Source organism: Hymenobacter gummosus (assembly GCF_003970915.1).
Lineage (GTDB): Bacteria > Bacteroidota > Bacteroidia > Cytophagales > Hymenobacteraceae > Solirubrum > Solirubrum gummosum.
Genome location: NZ_RXOF01000009.1, coordinates 1 through 16,593 on the forward strand (window position 1 = coordinate 1; position 16,593 = coordinate 16,593).

Below are 16,593 nucleotides of genomic sequence, written 5' to 3' on the forward strand. Positions count from 1 at the left end.
TGACTGAGCGCTTCCCCAAGAAGATCCACGCCACCACGGCCGCCGGCTTCGCCCTTAAAATCGGCCTCTTCGTCTTTGTACACGCAATCGACCGCTTCGGACTGTAACCCGCAACTTGGGTAAGCTAGGACTTGACTGTCTGTACAGGGTGGGAGAAAGGTCCTTCGCTGCGCTCAGGATGACAGACGACCAGTAGCTTAGCGCTATATGGTTTCCCCGCGCAGCTTGCGCACCCGCTTGCGGGCCTCGGCGGCGTAGATGCTGCCCCCGTGCTTGGTCAGCAGCTGGGTGTACAGCTCCTGGGCCTTCACCTTGTCCTGGCGGTTCTGCTCCTCGATTTCGGCCATCAGAAACAGCGCGTCGTCGCTGAGGATGTCGTACTTGGGGTTGCCCGTGATGCGCGCCAGCGTTTCCACGGCGCTGTTGTAGTCGCCGGTGCGGCGCTGCAGCTGGGCTTTCAAAAACCAGGCTTCGTCGGTGAGGGCGTGGCCGGGGTACTTGGTCAGCAGCTGATCGAGGGCCTGAATGGCCTGCGGGAGCTTGTTCTGAAACACCAGCAGCTCGGTAGCGGCGTAGTCCTTCAGGGCCACGCCGGCCGTATCCATGGCCGTGTTGTCGCCGATGAGCAGGCTGAGCTGCATGGCATCATTGGCAATTTCGCGGCTGGTGGCCAGCTTCAGGATATCGAGGTGCGACTGGGCCAGCTTAAAGTCGCCGGCGTAGTAGCTCAGGCGGGCGTTGCGCAGCTTGGCCTCGTAGCCCAGCGGGGAGTCCTTGCGCGACTTTTCCACCTGCGAGTATAGCAGGGTGGCTTCCCAGGGCTCGGCGCGTAACAGGTAGATGTCGCCCAAGGCCACCTTGGCCTCGTCGACCAGCTGCCCATCGGCCCGGGGTAAATCAATAACCTCCTGCAAGAGCTGCATGCCCTTGTCCTTCTCGTCGAGCTGGAAGGCGTAGAGCAGCGCCAGGTTGCGCAGCACCTCCGCCGACTGGGCCGTGCGGCCCGTCTCGGTCAGCAGCTGCTGGTAGTCGGCCACGAGGGCGCGCAACTTGGCCTGGTCCACCGGGAAGGTGTTGCGCACCTGCTCCTCGCGGGCCGCAATGAGCCGCTGCCGGGCCAGCTGGTAGAACTGCCCGCCGCTGTACTGCTTGGCCACGTACTGGTAGCCCTCGATGGCCGTGTCGTAGTCCTTGTTGCGCTGGGCAATGGCCGCCAAGTCCATCACCTTGCTGCCCTCGGTGCGCTGGCGCCGGTCGAGGGCGCGGGCCTGCACCAGGGCCCCCGAAAAGTCGCGGCGCTGCAGGTAGAGCCACAGCAGCAGCTCGCTCCAGGCTGCCTGCTCGGGCTGCTGCTGGGTGCGGGTGATGAGCAGCTTCTCCAGGGTGTCGAAGTCGGCGTCGGTCTGCAGCGCGTTCTGCAGCATGTTGCGCACGAAGGGCAGCTGCTGCTGGTCCTGCTCGGCCAGGCGCAGCGTTTCCTTCAGCACGCCTTCCTTCTGCCCGATGCTGGTGTAGAGCTGCACCAGCTGGGCACTGTACTCGGCCTCGTTTTTCGACAAAGCCCGGCCGCGCAGGTAGCTGCGCTCGGCCCAGCGCGGCAGCTGCCGCTGCTGAAACTCCTGGGCCACGGGCTGCACCTGCTCGGGCGTGAGGGCGGCCACCACTTTCTCGTACTGCTTGCGGGCCGCGGCCGTGTCGCCGGCGGCGGTGTACACCCGGCCCAGCTCTAGCCCGAAGGTAGCCTCGGCCGGGTGACGCTTCACGGCCTTGCGGGCCAGCTTCTCAGCGTCCTTGTACTTCTTCAGCTCCAGCAGGGTGCGCAGGTAGTCGGGCAGCACGTTGGCGCCCAGCTGCACGTCGCCGGGCAAATCCTCGAACAGGGCCTCCGCTTTCAGCCACTCGCCTTTGCGGGCGTATTCGCGCGCCAGGCTCACCGGCCCGCCGTCCTGGCCCAGTACCGGGCCGGCCGCCAGCAGTAGCCCCAGCAGGCTGATTAGGGTCTTATTCCACAACGTAGGCAACAGGCTCATAGCAGAGGCGGCAAAGAAAGGCGAAAGCAGATTCGGCGGATCCGCAGGACCCGGGGGCACAACACCGCGGCGGCGCGTTTCATTCACGCGCCCGCCACGCCGTCAAGGACCGTGCCGCCGCCCCCACCGTTGCCTGAACGCAAAGGGCCGTATCCGGTGAAGATACGGCCCTTTGCTTAGGCATGGCTGAATGGCTAAATGACTTGGTGGTTAAATGGTTGATTGTTCTTGAACGACCAGCCATTTAACCATCGAGCCATTGGGCCATTTAGAAGAATTTCACGCGCTCGTCCTTCACTTCGGCGTTCTTGCGGATAGCCTCGTAGATGGCGCCGTTCGAGCGGGCCTCGCGCTGCGCCTTGAGCTGGCTGCGCACGTTTTTGAGGTCCTGCGAGGGAGCGGTCGGCTCGGTCTTGCTGACCAGCTGCATCACCAGCACGCCCTGCTCACCCTTGACGGGCGCCGAGACCTGGCCGTTTTTCAGGCCGAAGGCCGTGCCCACGGCGGCCGGCTCGCTGCCGACGCCGGGAATGGCGCTCTGGCCCAGCACTAGGTCGTTGGCGTCGCGCACCTGGGCGGCCGGACCGTAAGCCTTGGCCATGTCCTCCAGAGTGCTGCCTTTCAGCTTGGCCATGATCTGCTTGGCCTTCTCCTCGTTGCGCACCAGGGTGGTTACTTCCGGCTTCACGGCGGCCACGTCGGCGGTGCCCTCGGTGCGGGTGCCGGTCAGCACGGCCACCACGTGCTGGTCGTTCACGGTGAATACTTCCTTGGCGACGTCGCCCACTTCGGTGTCCTTGTTGAAGGCCCAGCGCACGATTTCGCGGGCGTTGGGCAGGCTGCCGAGGTTAGTGGCTGCTTTGTCGACGCCCTTAGCCTCCTGCTTCTGCAGGGTCTTGTCGGCGGCCACGGCCTTGCGGAACGACTCCAGGTTGGTCGACTTGGCTTTCAGGTCCTGGGCGCGCTGGTAAGCGGCGTCGTTGGTAGCTTCCGAGGGCGCAATGCCCTTGGTCACGGCGGCCACCTGGTAGGTCTGGCTGGTCTTCGGCGCCGTCACCTTGATGATGTGGTAGCCGAAGGAGGTCTTGGTCAGCGTGGGCAGCAGGCCGGCCGAGGAAGCGCCGAACACGGCCTTCTCGAACTCGGGCACCATGCGGCCGGAGCTGAACCAGCCCAGGTCGCCGCCCTGCGGGGCGGTGCCGTCGGTGCCGTACTGCTTGGCCATGGCGGCAAAGTCAGCACCGCCTTTGATCTGGTTCAGGATACCCTGCGCTTTGGCTTTGGCCGCGGCGTCAGCCTCGGGCGTGTTGCCCTCGGTCTTGATGAGGATGTGGCTGGCGCGGGCCGACTGCGTGGCCCCGGCTTTGGCCCCGGTCACCTTGTAGATGGAGAAGGTGCCGTTTTCGGCGTAGGGGCCGTACACCTGGCCCACCGTCAGCGGCATCTGCTGGCGCAGCTTCTCGGGCATGTCGCCGGGCGAGAGGAAGCGGCCGTTGTAGGGCTGGTCGGAGTTCAGGCGCACGAACAGGGAGTCGTTCGGGGCCGAGCCGAACTGCTGGGCCAGCTGGTCCACGCTCTGACGCACGGCGGCCGAGTCCTCCTTCGAAGGCGTCACCGGAATAACCACGTACTCCAGGTCGCGGCCGTCCTGCACCTTGTAGCGGGCCTGGTTGCGGGTAATGTACTCCTGCAGCTGCGAGTCCGACACTTTCACGGCCGAGTCGGAGATGCTGAAGTAGGGCACGAACAGGTAGCGCACGTTGGCCTTGGCCTGCTGGGCCGCGTCGTAGCGCTGGGCCTCGGCGGTGGTTACGTACTCCGAGTTCTTGATCAGGGCGTAGTACTTGTTGCCCAGGCGCTCCTGCGGCAGGTTCTGCTCGAAGGTGTACCAGGCGGCCTGCTGCTGGGGCGGGGCCTTGTCGAGGTTGCGCAGGTACTCGCGCACCTTGTTCACGTCGAACTGCCCGGTCTGCGGGTCGGTGAAGGCCTGCTTGATGGTGGGGTGAATGTTCTTGCCCTGCACCATGTCGGTCAGCTCTTCGTCGCTCACCGTCAGGCCCAGCTTGTCGAACTGGGGCTGGAAGGCGCGCTTAAACACGAGCTGGTTCCAGGCCTGCTCGCGGATGCCCTGCAGCTCCTGCTCGTTGGGCTGGCGGTTGTTCTGGGCAGCAAACCCGTCCTTGGCTTGGTCCACCGCGGCATTGAATTCCTCCAAGCTGATGTCTTCGCCGTTGACTTCGCCCACGGAGGTATCCTGGCGGTTGAACAACTGGCTACGGCCCCCAATCAGGTCGCCGCCCACGATGAAAAGCAACATCCCGACGGCCACGGTGCCGACGGCCCAGCCTGATTTTTCGCGGATGGTGTTGATTAAAGCCATTTAGTTGAAAGTAAGCAGCAAAGAAAACGCAGTAAGACGCGCAAAATAACCCTTTTTAGCCCAATCGACAAAAAAGCGCCGGCTATTAGCGGCGCTTCTTCGGCTTGGATTGCGGCTTACGGGCCGGGGCGGGCTTGGCCGGCGGGGCGGGGGCGGCCTCGTCGCCGGGCAGCTTCAGGCGGCGGTACAGCAGCAGGCAGATGATGGCCACCATAAACAACCAGTAGTTGCGGATGATGTCGTTCTGCAGAATGGACTGGTAAATGCCAATGACCACCAGCACCACCGCCAGCGAAAACAGCACGGTGCGGGCCAAATCACGGTCGAAAGCCGGAAGCTTCATCTGGAAGTGGGGTAAGGGTATTCGGTACCGGGTAGCCGGTATCTGGCAGCGGGCACCCGGCCACCTGATACCGGCTGCCTACTTCTTGTCGGCGGGTTGCTCGGCCGCAAACGAGCCAACGGGCCGCAGGATGCGGTAGGGCGAGAAGGATTCGTTGGTTTCCAGCCCGTAGCCGCGCAGCGTATCGTAGGGCGTAGTCACCCGCACAAAGGTGGTGGTGTCGTTGTAGATGCGCTGCTTGGGCTTGTCGTAGAACAGCTCCTCGGTGCGCAGGCTCTGCTGCTTCTCCTCGTTGAGCACCCGCACGTCGCCGCGGATGACGTAGCGGCTATCGGCGCGGGTGTACTTGCCGTAGTTGCCGCGCAGGGTGTTTACCACGTGCCCGTCCTTGGCGTAGAAAATCATGTCCACGCCCTTGGGGTAGATCAGGTCACCGTTCTCGTAGGTCTGCTCCAGCGGGGCCTTCAGGCGCACCTGCAGGCGGGCCGAGTCGCTGAACAGGGTCAGCACGTCGGTCGTTTCCAGCGTGGGGCCTTTGTAATTCACCTGCTTCACGGGTGCTTCTTCCTTCGGCCGGCAGCCGCTCAGCAGCGCCGCCGCCAGCAGGCCCAGGCCCGCGCAGTGCTTCATACTCGCCCACGAGGCTTTCACGGCAGCTCTATTCAATGCGGCGCTTGATAAACCAGCGGTTGTTCAGCGAGATACCCACCTGCGCTTTCAGGTAGTTTTCCTTGATGTTGAATTGGCTCTGCCCGTCCACCGTCACCTGGTCGTTGTTGCCGCGCTGCCCGTAGATAAGGGCCAGGTTGAGGGTGGTGGCATCCAGCACCGAGGAGGTCGGGAAGGGGAAGCTGAAGCCCAGGCTTACCGAGCGGTCCGGCAGCGTCTGCCCGCCCGGGCGGTAGGCCAGCTGGCCCGCACTCACCCCGAAGCGGTAAGCCACGCGCTTGAAGTAGTTGGTCACCGACGACGGGTCGGGGGCAATTTCGCCGCCCAGACCCACGCGCCAGGTGTCGTCCAGCGGAATAGTGGCGGTGCCAAAATCCCGGTACTTCGACCATTGCTGCCGCGCCACGTCGGCGCTGATGCTCCAGTTCTTGTTGTTGTCGAGGCTGAGGCCAGCCTGCCAGGAGGCTGGCAGCACCGTCTGCCCCGAGGCCGAGCCCAGTTCAATGGGCGCCGTCAGCAGCGAGGTGCCGTTGGCGTTCTGCTCGTCCTGCTGCTGGGTGCGCGTACCGCCCAGGTTGCTCTGAAACGAGTACACCCCGGCCGCATTCAGGGCGAGGTTCTTGTTGAAATCGTAGCGGTAGTGCAGGCCCGCGCGGAAGGCGAAGTCGTTGTACTGCACGTGGTCGATGGTGGCCACTTTCTTCAGCACCTCGGTGCTGGAAACATTGGAGGGCACTACCAAAGCCGAAGTCGTGCGGTCGATGGAGCCGAACACGTACGAGGACGTCAGGCCAATGGTCAGCCCCTTGGCCAGCCGGATGCCCTGCGACAAGGCCAGCTGCGTCAGGCCGCCGTCGCCGGTGTACTCGGTAATTACCTGGGCCGTCTGGTCGCCCGCGGGCAGCGTGCTGATGCGTTGCGACTTATAATCGACCGTCGTAAGGGGCCGCAGGCTCAGGGCCACGCCCCAGCGCCGCGAAATGGGCAGTCCGAAGGCCAGGTAGCCCAGGGAGCCGCTACCGGTGCGCTGCGAAGCCGAACCGCTCTTCAGGTCTTTGATCTGGCCCGTAAAAGCGGCTTCGTACGTCGTGCGGTTGACGTAGTACACCAGGGCCGGGTTCAGGTCGTTGACTTGCACCGCGTTGGGCGCAGCCAGGCCGACGCCGCCCATGCCCTGCTGGCGGACGCCGCCCGTGTTGGGGTTAAAATCACCCAGGCCGAGGCGGGAGTAAGGCGAGTTGCCCAGTCCCTGTCCCGAAGCAGCGGAAGTGGCTGCCAGCAGGCCCAACAGGGCCAGGGCGGTCAGTTTGTTAGCCGACATTAAGCACCAAAATTCGGTGAAGACCGAGCAAAACCAGCTCGGAAACTACAAAGATGCGGCCTTTGAGCCGCGAATCAAAAAACGCCGCGTCACCGCCCGTCAGCGCCACGGCCAGGCCGGGATGCTGCGCGCGGTAACTGGCAATCATGCCGTTGACTTCCAGCAGGGCCCCATTCAGGGCGCCGCTGAGCATGGCCGTCCGGGTATCGGTGCCGCACAGGGCCAGGACTTGCGCCTCCCCTACCGCGGGCAGCGGTAGCTCGGGCAGCCGCCCGGTGAAGGCGTGCATGGCCTGCAGGCGCATGCGCAGCCCCGGCGCAATGCTGCCGCCCTGGTAGGTGCCGTCGGCCGTCACCAGGTCGCACTTGATGCAGGTGCCCGCGTCGACAACCAGCACCGGGCGCCCGGGCAGCAGGTAGGCCGCGCCCACGGCGGCGGCCAGCCGGTCGGCCCCCAGGGTCTGCGGGGTGGCGTAGGCATTGTGCAGTGGTACGGGCGTGGTGCCGGGCTTGAACACCAGCACCTGTCCGCGCACGGCGCCGGCCAGCTGCGTGGCCCACTGCTCGGCCGGCACGGCCACTGAGGCCAGCAGCACGTGCTCGGCGCCGGTGCGCTCGGCCACGGCCTTCAGTTCGGCCGGGGTGGCTACGCTGCCTGCTTCCGCCAGCGCAGCGCCGCGGAAGCAGCCGTACTTGGCCGCCGTATTGCCGATGTCGAGAACCAGGGAAGTCATGCGCGAAAAACAGCGGCGGCCCGGCCCCAAGTCAGTAGCCGGGCCGCCGTTGGTATAGAGCCCCGGCCGAGCGGCCGGGGTTGCGTGCCTACATGAAATATTTCAGGCGAATGACCTCTTTCTCGGTGAGGTAGCGCCAGTTGCCGCGGGGCAGGTCCTTCTTCGTGAGGCCGGCGTACTGCACGCGGTCCAGGGCCTTCACCTCGTAGCCCAGGTGCTCGAAGATGCGGCGCACGATGCGGTTACGGCCGATGTGGATTTCCACGCCCACGAACTTGGGGTTGCCGGCTACCACCGCCACGTCGTCTACTTCGGCTTTGCCGTCTTCCAGTTCCAGGCCGGCGGCAATCTGCGCGAGGTGGTCTTCCGTCAGGTCCTTGTCCAGCTCCACCTGGTACACCTTCTTGTTGCGGTGCGAGGGGTGGCTGAGCTTCTGGGCCACTTCGCCGTCGTTGGTGAACAGCAGCAGGCCGGTGGTGTTGCGGTCGAGGCGGCCCACCGGGAAGATGCGCTCCTTCGAGGCATTGGCCACCAGGTCCATCACGGTCTTGCGGCCTTCGGGGTCCTCGGTGGTGGTCAGGAAATCCTTGGGCTTGTTCAGCAGCACGTACACCTGCTTCTCGCGCTTGAGGTTGGTCTTGCCGTAGTGCACCGTGTCGGAGGGCTGCACTTTGTAGCCCAGCTCGGTCACCACTTCGCCGTTCACCCGGATTTCGCCCGACTCGATGAGCACGTCCGCCTCGCGGCGCGAGCAGATGCCCGCGTTGGCGATGTAGCGGTTCAGGCGGATGGAGCCGTCCTTGTCGTCCTCCTCGCGGCGGCGCTTGTTGCCGCGGGTTTTGTCCTCTTCGTAGTACTGCAGGTTCTTGTACGAGGGCGCCTCGCTCATCTCCTGGCTCTGGCCGAAGCGGGTGTCACGGGAGCCTTTCTTCAGGCCCGGCTTGCTGGCGAAGGTGTCGCGCTGGGGCTTGCGCCCAAACGACGGCCGCTCCTCGCGCCCAAACCGCTCGGGCCGGCCGCCGCGCTCCTCCCGGGCGGGCCGCTCGGCACGGTCGCCGCGCTCAAAGCGGTTGCTGGCGCCGAAGCCACCGGGGCGTTCCGAGCGGTTGTCGCGGTCGAACGAACGACGCGGACGCTCCTGGTCCCCGCCCTCGAAGCGGCGTACCGGACGGTCGTTCTGGTCACCACCCTCAAAGCGGCGGGCCGGACGTTCCCGGTCGCCACCGAAGCTGCGGCCTTCCCCGCGCTCGGGGCGCTGCTCACCGTCGAAACGGCGACCAAAGGGTTTCTCGCCGAAGCTGCGGCCTTCCGCATTGCCCGGGCCGCGCGCACCGCGCGGCGGACGGGCTTCGCCCTCGCCGCCTTCGAAGCGCCGCGCCGGACGCTCGTCGTTGCGCTCAAAGCGGCCTTCGCCACCAAACTTGTTGCCCCCGGGGCGGCCGCCGAAGCTCGGGCGGCTGGCGCCGAAGCCACCGGGGCGTTCCGAGCGGTTGTCGCGGTCGAACGAGCGACGCGGGCGCTCCTGGTCATTGCCCTCGAAGCGGCGGCCGAAGCTCGGCCGCTCACCGCGGTCATTCCGGTCCCGGTCGCCGCCGAAGCTACGGCCTTCGCCGCGCTCGGGACGCTCGTCCTTGCGGAAGTCAGGCTTGTTCAGGCGGCCGCGCATGAAGTCGGCCGCATCGTCTTTTTCTTCCGGCTTGTCGAAGGCGCGGCGCGGGCGCTCGTAGCGGCGCTCATCGCCACCCCCGAAGCGCTGCTCCCCACCCGCCGGGCGGTTGCCGTAGCTGGGACGGCTGCTGCCACCGTAGCCAGGCTTACTGCCGCCAGCGGGCCGGCCAAACGGCGGCCGCGACGGAAACTCGCTGCCATCCTCGCGGCGCGGCGGCCGGCGGTCATCACCGCCGAAGGAGTTGAACGGTTTGCCCCCGCGCTGCGGCGCGGAATCGGGGCGGCCCGGGCGGCGGTTGCCGGGGCTGGAAGAATGCTGCTTACCCATGAGGTTAAATCAGACGCACGGCATCGCTGCCGGGCAATGGAAAAGATATTGGCATGTACGGCGCTCAACGCCGTTCAGGTCATTTTGGTGCGGCGCCGGGCAGCCACCGAAAACAGCGCCCGGATTCGGCGAGCGGCCCGCTTCCCGGGGGAAGGGTACCGACCGCGCAAATCCGGGCGGTTCGTACGTCGGGCGCGGCCGTTAGTCGCGGCGGGCCATCTTGGCTTCGATGGAGTGCTGGGTGTGCGGTACGGCCCGCAGGCGCTCCTTCGGAATCAGCTTGCCGGTACCGATGCACACGCCGTAGGTGCCGTTCTTGATGCGAATCAGGGCGTTTTCGAGCTGCTGGATGAACTTCATCTGGCGCGAGGCCAATTGGTTCAGGCTTTCCTTCTCGGCCGTATCAGCGCCGTCTTCCAGCACCTTCGAGGGCGAAGCCGTCGTGTCGGTGCCCGAGTCGTTGCGGCGGCTCAAGGTTTCTTTGATGAAAGCTACTTCTTTCCGGGCAGCTGCCAGCTTTTCCTGAATGATGGCTTCAAATTCAGCCAGCTCTTCCCGGGAGTAGCGCAGGTTTTCTTCACTCATGGTGGGGCAGGAAAAAGATGTAATCAGTTGAAGATAAGTGGCTTACCAAGTACACTTCAGCACCAGAATACCGGTCGGCAACTACTGAGGCAACAGTGCCCGGCCCCGATAAGTGCCGTAATGCGCAGTGCTTCAATGCCCTACTTGGTACCCTGGCTACTTAGGCAGCCCGGTTTTCCGGCCGCAAAGCTACGCTTTTGGTGGCACTCTAACCACGTTGGGCTATCCAAGGTTCAGAAACCCAGCATATGAATAGCCGTAACGGCGGCCTCCACGCCCTTATTGCCGTGCTTGCCGCCTGCCCGATCCCAGGCCTGGGCTTCGTTCTCGGTGGTCAGCACCCCGAAGATGACGGGCTTGTTGAATTTCAGGCCCACGTTCATCAGGCCCTGGGCCACGGCGTGGCTGATAAACTCGTCGTGGCGGGTTTCGCCCTTGATGACGACCCCAAGGCAGATGACGGCGTCGATTTCCTCGTGCTGGGCCAGCAGCTGGGCGCCCAGCCCCAGCTCGAAGCTGCCGGGTACGGTGTTGCGGTAAATATGCTTTTCCTTGGCCCCGTGCTTAAGCAGGGTCTCGTAGGCGCCCTGGCAGAGCGTGTCGGTAATGGCGCGGTTCCACTCCGCCACGACCAGCCCAAAGCGCTTGTCACTGATGTCGGGAAACTGGTCGGAGGTATAAGAGCTGAGGTTTTTCAGGGACGTGGCCATGGACTGCAGAAAGTGGGTTCGGTGCGCAAATATCCGCCTATCCGCCCAGATATGCGACGGACCGAAAACAACGGCGCCGCTGCCCTTGCGGACAGCGGCGCCGATAATCAGAACCGGGTACGCCTTACTTGGCGGCCGTCATGGCCTGCACGCGGGCCTGGTAGATTTTGGCGTCGTTCACCTCCGCCGACAGCGGGTACTTGCTGATGATGTCGGCGTAAATCTCGCCGGCACCGGCGTAGTCCTTCTGCATCTCGCGGGCTACGGCCAGCTTCATCAGGTAGCCAGGGGTGAAGTACTCGTTGGTCTTGTAGTCGGCGGCCTTCTGGTAGTAGTCGGCGGCTTCCTTGTACTTCTTCTGCTCCATGTTGGCGTCGCCGATGAGGGCATAGGCACGGGCTTGCAGCAGCAGGTCGTCGGAGCTGAAGTCCTCCAGGAAATCGATGGCCTGCTCGTACTTGCCTTCTTTCAGGGCAGCCACACCGGCGTAGAAGTTAGCCAGGTTGCTGGCCTTCGTGCCGCTGTAGTTGGTAGCCACGCCTTCCAGCCCAACGGCCTGCCCGTCGCCCTTCATGGCTTTCTTCAGCGAATCGGTTTCCCAGTAGTTTACGGCCTGGAACATGGCCGCCTGCGCCTTCTGGTCCTGCGAAGTGCGCCAGTAGTAGTAGCCGAAGGCGCCAACCACGGCCAGCGCAATCAGCCCCAGCAAACCAAACACGAGGTTCTTGTTGCGGCGCACAAACAGCTCCGAATCCTCCAGCCGGTTGGCCAGGGCATTCGGGTCTTCCAGCAAGGGGTGCTCGTAGGGCGCATTCGGGTCCGGCTGACCGTCGGCAGGCTGCTGGGGCGTCTGGTTCTGGCGCGCCTGCGGCGAGTTGCGCGTGAAGGGAATCTTCGACATGACTGAAGAAAAGAAGTGACCGGGGGTCTGATGAACCGGTCACCCGGCTTGTGGCTTATGCGTTGATTATTCGCGGATGTAGGGGTAGTCTTCCTGCACGTACACGTCGCGGAACAGCTCCTCGGCGGGCGGGTAGGGCGACTTCTCGGCAAACTCCACCGACTCGGCCACCACTTCCTTGATGCGGTCATCGATGGCCTGCAGCTCCTCTTCGGTGGCAAACTGGTGCTCCAGAATGACGGCGCGCACGTTCTCGATGGTGTCGCGCTGGCGGTAGCCTTCTACCTCCTCCTTGGTGCGGTACTTGGCCGGGTCCGACATGGAGTGGCCCTTGTAGCGGTAGGTCTTGAACTCAAGGAAGGTCGGTCCTTCGCCGGCGCGGGCGCGCTCAGCGGCGCGGGCCACGGCGTTGTGCACTTCCTCCACGTACATGGCGTCTACCGGCTCGGAGGGCATATCGTAAGCCTCGCCGAGGGTATACAGCTCCGTTACGTTCGAGGTGCGCTGCACCGAGGTACCCATGGCGTAGCCGTTGTTCTCCACCACGAAGATGACGGGCAGCTTCCACAGCATGGCCATGTTGAAGGCCTCGTGCAGGGCACCCTGGCGCACGGCGCCGTCGCCCATGTAGCAGATAGCAAGATTACCGGTCTTGTTGTACTTCTCGGCGAAGGCCAAGCCGGCACCCAGCGGCACCTGCCCGCCCACGATACCGTGGCCGCCGATGAAGTTTACCTCCTTGTCGAAGATGTGCATGGAGCCGCCCTTGCCCTTGGAGCAGCCGGTTTGCTTGGCAAACAGCTCGGCCATGATGGCGTTGGGCGAGGTGCCCAGGCCCAGCGGGTGGGCGTGGTCACGGTAGGCCGTAATCCACTTGTCGCCTTTCTGCAGTGCCGACACGGCCCCGGCTACGCAGGCCTCCTGGCCGATGTAGAGGTGGCAGAAGCCTTTGATTTTTTGCTGACCATAGAGCTGGCCGGCCTTCTCCTCGAAGCGGCGCATGAGCAGCATGCTCTCAAACCACTTCATGTAAGTCTCCTTGTCGAAGGCCGGGGCGGCCGCTTTGGCTGCCTTGCCTTTAGCCGGCGACTTACCTTTCGGCGTCGGCTGCTGCGCGGAGTCGGGCTGTTGCAGGGTCACATCCTTGTGCTCCTCGGCCGTTTGCGGGGCCTTTGATTTCGCCTTGCTGGCCGAATTGGATGCCTTGGAGGCAGCCTTTACCTTCGTATCCGCCATTAGTTGCTCTTCTAGTTCGGGTTTTGGAATGCGAAAGTACGTAAAAGCATTGCAACTCCGAAACCTACGCTTTGCATGACGCTGGACTCGCTGCACCTGCTTTTTTTCAAGAATTACGACGAAGCCAGCCTGGCTCTTTCGCCCCATATCAACTGCTTCATCGGGGAGAACGGTAGCGGCAAGACCAACCTGCTCGATGCCATTTATTACCTGTCGATGACCAAGAGCGCCTTCGCGGCGTCCGACGCGCAGTGCCTCAAGCAGGGCGCCGATTTCTTCCTGGTAAAGGGCAGCTTCACCCTTCCCGCTTCTAGCTCCCCGGAGGTCATTCAGTGCAGCCTGCGCGCCGGGCAGAAAAAGCTCGTTACCCACGACAAGCAGCCCTACGAGCGGCTGTCTGACCACATCGGGCGTTACCCGGTGGTGCTCATCTCCCCCTACGATACCGACCTTATACGGCAAGGCAGCGAGGAGCGGCGCAAGTACTTCGACAGCATCATCTCCCAGCTCGACCACAGCTACCTGGAGTTGCTGATTCAGTACACCTTCACCCTGAAGCAGCGCAATGCGCTGCTCAAGCAGTTCGCCGAGCGCCACAGTTTCGACCGGGACTACCTACTAATACTGGATGAGCAGCTCGTACATGCGGGCACGCAGTTGGTGCAGCTTCGGCAGCAGTTTCTGCGGGAGTTCGTGCCCATATTTCAGCGCCACTATCTGGAGCTGGCCGATAGCCGGGAAGCCGTCAGCCTCGACCATAAGAGTCAGCTGCCCGACCAGGACTTTCTGCAGCTGCTGCGCCAGAATGAGCGCAAGGACATAGCCCTGCAGCGTACCACCGTGGGCCCGCATAAAGACGACTATGTCTTCCTGATGGACGACTCCCCGGTGAAGACGTTTGGCTCGCAAGGACAGCAAAAATCGTACGCAATTGCGCTTAAACTGGCCCAGTTTGAAATCATGGCCAGTCGTAAGCAGCACAAGCCCCTGCTGCTCCTCGATGATATTTTCGACCGCCTCGACGAGCGGCGCATCAAGCGTTTGCTGCAGTTGGTGGCTAACCACACCTTCGGCCAGGTTTTCCTGACCGACACCCACCTGGAGCGCACCGATCAGGCTCTGGCGGGCTTATCAGAACAGGTGTCCAGGTTCCGCGTGCATAATGGCCGCGTGCAACCGCTTTAGCCCTCCCCTGCCTTACCTTTGCAGGGTTAATCACCGGCCGAACGAGCGTTATCCCTCGCGGCTATTTTGACACCTGCTGCCTTGAAGCCCCGCAATAAATCTGAGTTTTCGCGCCAGGCGGATGTCGTGTCGTTGAAGGATGGCATCCAAGCGCTGCTGAAAGCCTACCGGCTACAGGGCAAGATGAACGAGGTCTACGTGGTGTCATCTTGGGAGCGAATCATGGGGCGGGCCGTGGCGCTGAAAACCCAAGAGGTGTACTTCCGCAATGGCAAGCTTTTCGTGCGCCTTACTTCTGCCCCGCTCAAGCATGAGCTGTTTATGGCGAAGAGCAAGGTGGCCGATATCATCAACGCGGAAGTAGGCGAAGTGCTGATTCAGGAAGTCGTTTTCCTCTAGGAGGCCGCAGTATCCTTTTGTTTTTGCCGGCCTTCGAATTAACACTGGGAGCCTCGCTGAGGTGTGCTCTGTTCGCCCGGCTTCCCATAGCCTTCGACTCGGGTCTTTTGAGCCGGCAGTGCTCATCAATTAGCGCGTTCATTAAGCCCAGAGCCAGGTCAAGAGTTGGTGAGTTGCGGCAGTCGTTTTGCCGCTTGCAATCCGCCTGGGGCGTGACTGGCTCTACCCTGCTGTGGCTTTGTTGCCGCCACTGGTAGCCGGCCTGCATGTAACTGAACCGTTGTGTTACCTGCTCGAGCGTGCAACACAATGTTCCACGTGAAACATCAACTGTTCACTTGGGGCCGTAGACTTTTAACAGCAGCTCATTATAGGCCTCCAACAGGGCAATGTATTTGGCTTGCAAGGCCATTAGCGCTTTCACAGGGTCTTGATCTACAGGCTGTAACACACTTGCTCGAACAGGCTGACTAGGCGTTACATATTGACTTGTAAAGTGCAACTGAGACTGTACAGGTGTATCAAAATCATTTGTAAAGTCATGCTGTATCACCTCGCCAACACGCTTGACAAAACTGTAATCAAGCGTTGTCTCTTTGAACTTACGGTAAATGGTCGGGCGTGTAATACCTAGCTCCTGCACGAGACGACTAATGGAAATACCGCTGTTTTTAATGGCTTCCTGCAGGATTTCGCCTTGATGTGTCATTTACAGAGTTGCGTAACGGTACGAGAATGTAAAGATGCTGAATTTATCAGATGTACCAAAACAATAACAATTACAATACAACAACGTGTTACGTTACACTGTTACAGTACAAGCTATTTTACAGTGTTGCAATTACACGTTGTATCTCGGTGTAGCAACCTCGCTGTAACACTTACACTGAACACGTGTCAGATACACCACTAAAACTGGCTTTGCGGTCGGTTTTCGGGCTATGACCTAATAGGTAGTTGTAACAACTGCCCTACCATAGCTTTAATCAGCGGTTTTAGCCGCTTACCGCAAGGCCTGAACGGCCCGGTTGGGGTAGTCGGTAGTTATACCGTGTACACCACGGGCTGCTACACTTTTTATCAGCGCGGTTTCATTTACCGTCCAAGCAACCACGGGCAGCTCTAGCTCCGCGCAACGGGTCAGCAGTCGGAGAGTCAGGAGCTCATAGTCGGGGCCCAATACCTCGGGTATAAAACCGAGCTGGGCTATGTGCTCTGTTAGTGGGTGGTGGTCTTCCACGAGCAAGCAAACCCGGCGGCGGGTAAGCCGTCGAGCCGCGGCCACCACGCGGTGGTCGAAGCTCATGTAGAGCGTATCGGTCCGCTGGTGCAGCGCGCGCGAAGCGGCTACTACCTGCTCCACGGCTTGCACAAATAGCTCGGGCGTGGGGTGGTCGATACCGTCGCCTTCCGGGGTGCTTTTTAGCTCAATGGAGTAAGCCGGAACGGGACGCTTCAGCTCGCGGCAGCGCGCTTCTACCGCATCGAAAACTTCGTGCAGCAAAGGCTTAAAGGCCGGCACGGACAGCTGCTGCGGAAAAGCCGGATGCCGCCGCTGGCCACAGTCGAAGCGGCGTATGGCGGCGTAGGACTGCTGATAAAAGCGGAAGTTGCGGGCAAAATCCGGGGTGATGGGGCCGCCGTCTGGAGCAGAGCAAATGGCGGGGTTTAGCCACGGCTCGTGCGAGACAACCACCTGCCCGTCGGCTGACATGACTACGTCTAGCTCCAGCCCATCAATGGGCCATTGCAGGGCGTGGAGAAAGGCCGGAATCGTATTCTCAGGTCGCAGGCCACGGCAGCCGCGGTGGCCGTAAATCAGGGGTAGAGAAGAGCGGAGAAGATCAGTCATAATGGTAGATACGAATCCGCCCTACGGCCAGCCTCAAACAGGCAACTCGCCGCCGCGAAAACCATTGCGGCTTGTGCCAACAGCCCTATCCCCCGCAGATGAAGCCTGCTTATCTTGATATGTATTCGCTCATGCTGCTACGCGAAGTGCTGGATAGCTCCTTATAAGTTGGGCCAAGTAAGCCGCCGCTAGCTCGCAGATAGGGCTATAAAAAGCCGCCTAAAACATGGGCGACTATTCGGATGCGCAATGA

Annotated in this window: 15 protein-coding genes and 1 pseudogene; 3 read left to right on the top strand and 13 right to left on the bottom strand. The window is 62.4% G+C overall.

Going from position 1 to position 16,593, the window contains the following annotated elements; translation table 11 throughout:
* Positions 1-107: pseudogene (locus tag EJV47_RS29145) on the top strand (IS982 family transposase); the annotation flags it as partial.
* A 96-nt stretch (positions 108-203) separates the two neighbouring features.
* Here EJV47_RS29145 and EJV47_RS15565 read toward each other — a convergent pair.
* From EJV47_RS15565 to pdhA, 11 genes are all read right to left on the bottom strand, one after another.
* Positions 204-2,030, bottom strand: a complete 1,827-nt coding sequence (locus EJV47_RS15565; protein ID WP_126694095.1) for a tetratricopeptide repeat protein — start codon at positions 2,028-2,030, stop codon at positions 204-206.
* Positions 2,031-2,298: 268 nt separating this feature from the next.
* Complete coding sequence (locus EJV47_RS15570) at positions 2,299-4,410, bottom strand: peptidylprolyl isomerase (RefSeq protein WP_126694096.1); 2,112 nt, start codon at positions 4,408-4,410, stop codon at positions 2,299-2,301.
* 85 nt (positions 4,411-4,495) lie between these two features.
* On the bottom strand, positions 4,496-4,753 hold the full coding sequence (locus EJV47_RS15575) for a hypothetical protein (RefSeq protein ID WP_126694097.1): 258 nt from the start codon (positions 4,751-4,753) through the stop codon (positions 4,496-4,498).
* 78 nt (positions 4,754-4,831) lie between these two features.
* The gene (gene lptC, locus EJV47_RS15580) at positions 4,832-5,383 is read right to left on the bottom strand and encodes an LPS export ABC transporter periplasmic protein LptC (RefSeq protein ID WP_126694098.1); all 552 of its coding nucleotides are present in this window, start codon (positions 5,381-5,383) and stop codon (positions 4,832-4,834) included.
* 28 nt (positions 5,384-5,411) lie between these two features.
* Complete coding sequence (bamG, locus tag EJV47_RS15585) at positions 5,412-6,743, bottom strand: BamG family beta-barrel-assembly machinery protein (protein WP_126694099.1); 1,332 nt, start codon at positions 6,741-6,743, stop codon at positions 5,412-5,414.
* Positions 6,733-7,476, bottom strand: a complete 744-nt coding sequence (locus EJV47_RS15590; RefSeq protein ID WP_126694100.1) for a type III pantothenate kinase — start codon at positions 7,474-7,476, stop codon at positions 6,733-6,735. The genes bamG and EJV47_RS15590 overlap by 11 nt, the downstream gene beginning before the upstream one ends.
* Positions 7,477-7,564: 88 nt before the next feature.
* Positions 7,565-9,472 carry a pseudouridine synthase gene (locus tag EJV47_RS15595; RefSeq protein WP_126694101.1) on the bottom strand — a complete coding sequence of 636 codons (1,908 nt, stop codon included), beginning with the start codon at positions 9,470-9,472 and terminating at the stop codon, positions 7,565-7,567.
* Positions 9,473-9,673: 201 nt separating this feature from the next.
* A complete protein-coding gene (locus EJV47_RS15600) occupies positions 9,674-10,057 on the bottom strand; it encodes a TraR/DksA family transcriptional regulator (protein WP_078010663.1) in 384 nt (127 codons plus the stop codon).
* A gap of 233 nt (positions 10,058-10,290) precedes the next feature.
* Positions 10,291-10,767 carry a 6,7-dimethyl-8-ribityllumazine synthase gene (gene ribH, locus EJV47_RS15605; protein ID WP_126694102.1) on the bottom strand — a complete coding sequence of 159 codons (477 nt, stop codon included), beginning with the start codon at positions 10,765-10,767 and terminating at the stop codon, positions 10,291-10,293.
* A gap of 124 nt (positions 10,768-10,891) precedes the next feature.
* Positions 10,892-11,668, bottom strand: coding sequence for a tetratricopeptide repeat protein (locus tag EJV47_RS15610; RefSeq protein ID WP_126694103.1), 777 nt, complete (start codon positions 11,666-11,668; stop codon positions 10,892-10,894).
* Positions 11,669-11,734: 66 nt separating this feature from the next.
* Positions 11,735-12,904 carry a pyruvate dehydrogenase (acetyl-transferring) E1 component subunit alpha gene (pdhA, locus tag EJV47_RS15615; RefSeq protein WP_126694104.1) on the bottom strand — a complete coding sequence of 390 codons (1,170 nt, stop codon included), beginning with the start codon at positions 12,902-12,904 and terminating at the stop codon, positions 11,735-11,737.
* Between the two features lie 75 nt (positions 12,905-12,979).
* Here pdhA and recF point away from each other — a divergent pair, with 75 nt between their 5' ends.
* Together recF and EJV47_RS15625 are read left to right on the top strand one after the other, a co-directional pair.
* Positions 12,980-14,089, top strand: a complete 1,110-nt coding sequence (recF, locus tag EJV47_RS15620; protein WP_126694105.1) for a DNA replication/repair protein RecF — start codon at positions 12,980-12,982, stop codon at positions 14,087-14,089.
* Between the two features lie 81 nt (positions 14,090-14,170).
* Positions 14,171-14,488: a DciA family protein gene (locus EJV47_RS15625; RefSeq protein ID WP_126694106.1), complete on the top strand. Its 318-nt coding sequence runs from the start codon at positions 14,171-14,173 to the stop codon at positions 14,486-14,488.
* A gap of 334 nt (positions 14,489-14,822) precedes the next feature.
* Here EJV47_RS15625 and EJV47_RS15630 read toward each other — a convergent pair whose 3' ends face one another.
* A complete protein-coding gene (locus EJV47_RS15630) occupies positions 14,823-15,197 on the bottom strand; it encodes a DNA-binding transcriptional regulator Fis (protein ID WP_126694107.1) in 375 nt (124 codons plus the stop codon).
* A gap of 294 nt (positions 15,198-15,491) precedes the next feature.
* Positions 15,492-16,340 carry a glycerophosphodiester phosphodiesterase family protein gene (locus tag EJV47_RS15635; RefSeq protein ID WP_126694108.1) on the bottom strand — a complete coding sequence of 283 codons (849 nt, stop codon included), beginning with the start codon at positions 16,338-16,340 and terminating at the stop codon, positions 15,492-15,494.
* Positions 16,341-16,593: the final 253 nt, after the last annotated feature.

Bases quoted from the DNA above. Each gene is read 5' to 3' on its own strand.
- EJV47_RS15565 (WP_126694095.1), bottom strand. From the start codon at position 2,030: ATGAGCCTGTTGCCTACGTTGTGGAATAAGACCCTAATCAGCCTGCTG.
- EJV47_RS15570 (WP_126694096.1), bottom strand. From the start codon at position 4,410: ATGGCTTTAATCAACACCATCCGCGAAAAATCAGGCTGGGCCGTCGGC.
- EJV47_RS15575 (WP_126694097.1), bottom strand. From the start codon at position 4,753: ATGAAGCTTCCGGCTTTCGACCGTGATTTGGCCCGCACCGTGCTGTTT.
- lptC (WP_126694098.1), bottom strand. From the start codon at position 5,383: ATGAAGCACTGCGCGGGCCTGGGCCTGCTGGCGGCGGCGCTGCTGAGC.
- bamG (WP_126694099.1), bottom strand. From the start codon at position 6,743: ATGTCGGCTAACAAACTGACCGCCCTGGCCCTGTTGGGCCTGCTGGCA.
- EJV47_RS15590 (WP_126694100.1), bottom strand. From the start codon at position 7,476: ATGACTTCCCTGGTTCTCGACATCGGCAATACGGCGGCCAAGTACGGC.
- EJV47_RS15595 (WP_126694101.1), bottom strand. From the start codon at position 9,472: ATGGGTAAGCAGCATTCTTCCAGCCCCGGCAACCGCCGCCCGGGCCGC.
- EJV47_RS15600 (WP_078010663.1), bottom strand. From the start codon at position 10,057: ATGAGTGAAGAAAACCTGCGCTACTCCCGGGAAGAGCTGGCTGAATTT.
- ribH (WP_126694102.1), bottom strand. From the start codon at position 10,767: ATGGCCACGTCCCTGAAAAACCTCAGCTCTTATACCTCCGACCAGTTT.
- EJV47_RS15610 (WP_126694103.1), bottom strand. From the start codon at position 11,668: ATGTCGAAGATTCCCTTCACGCGCAACTCGCCGCAGGCGCGCCAGAAC.
- pdhA (WP_126694104.1), bottom strand. From the start codon at position 12,904: ATGGCGGATACGAAGGTAAAGGCTGCCTCCAAGGCATCCAATTCGGCC.
- recF (WP_126694105.1), top strand. From the start codon at position 12,980: ATGACGCTGGACTCGCTGCACCTGCTTTTTTTCAAGAATTACGACGAA.
- EJV47_RS15630 (WP_126694107.1), bottom strand. From the start codon at position 15,197: ATGACACATCAAGGCGAAATCCTGCAGGAAGCCATTAAAAACAGCGGT.
- EJV47_RS15635 (WP_126694108.1), bottom strand. From the start codon at position 16,340: ATGACTGATCTTCTCCGCTCTTCTCTACCCCTGATTTACGGCCACCGC.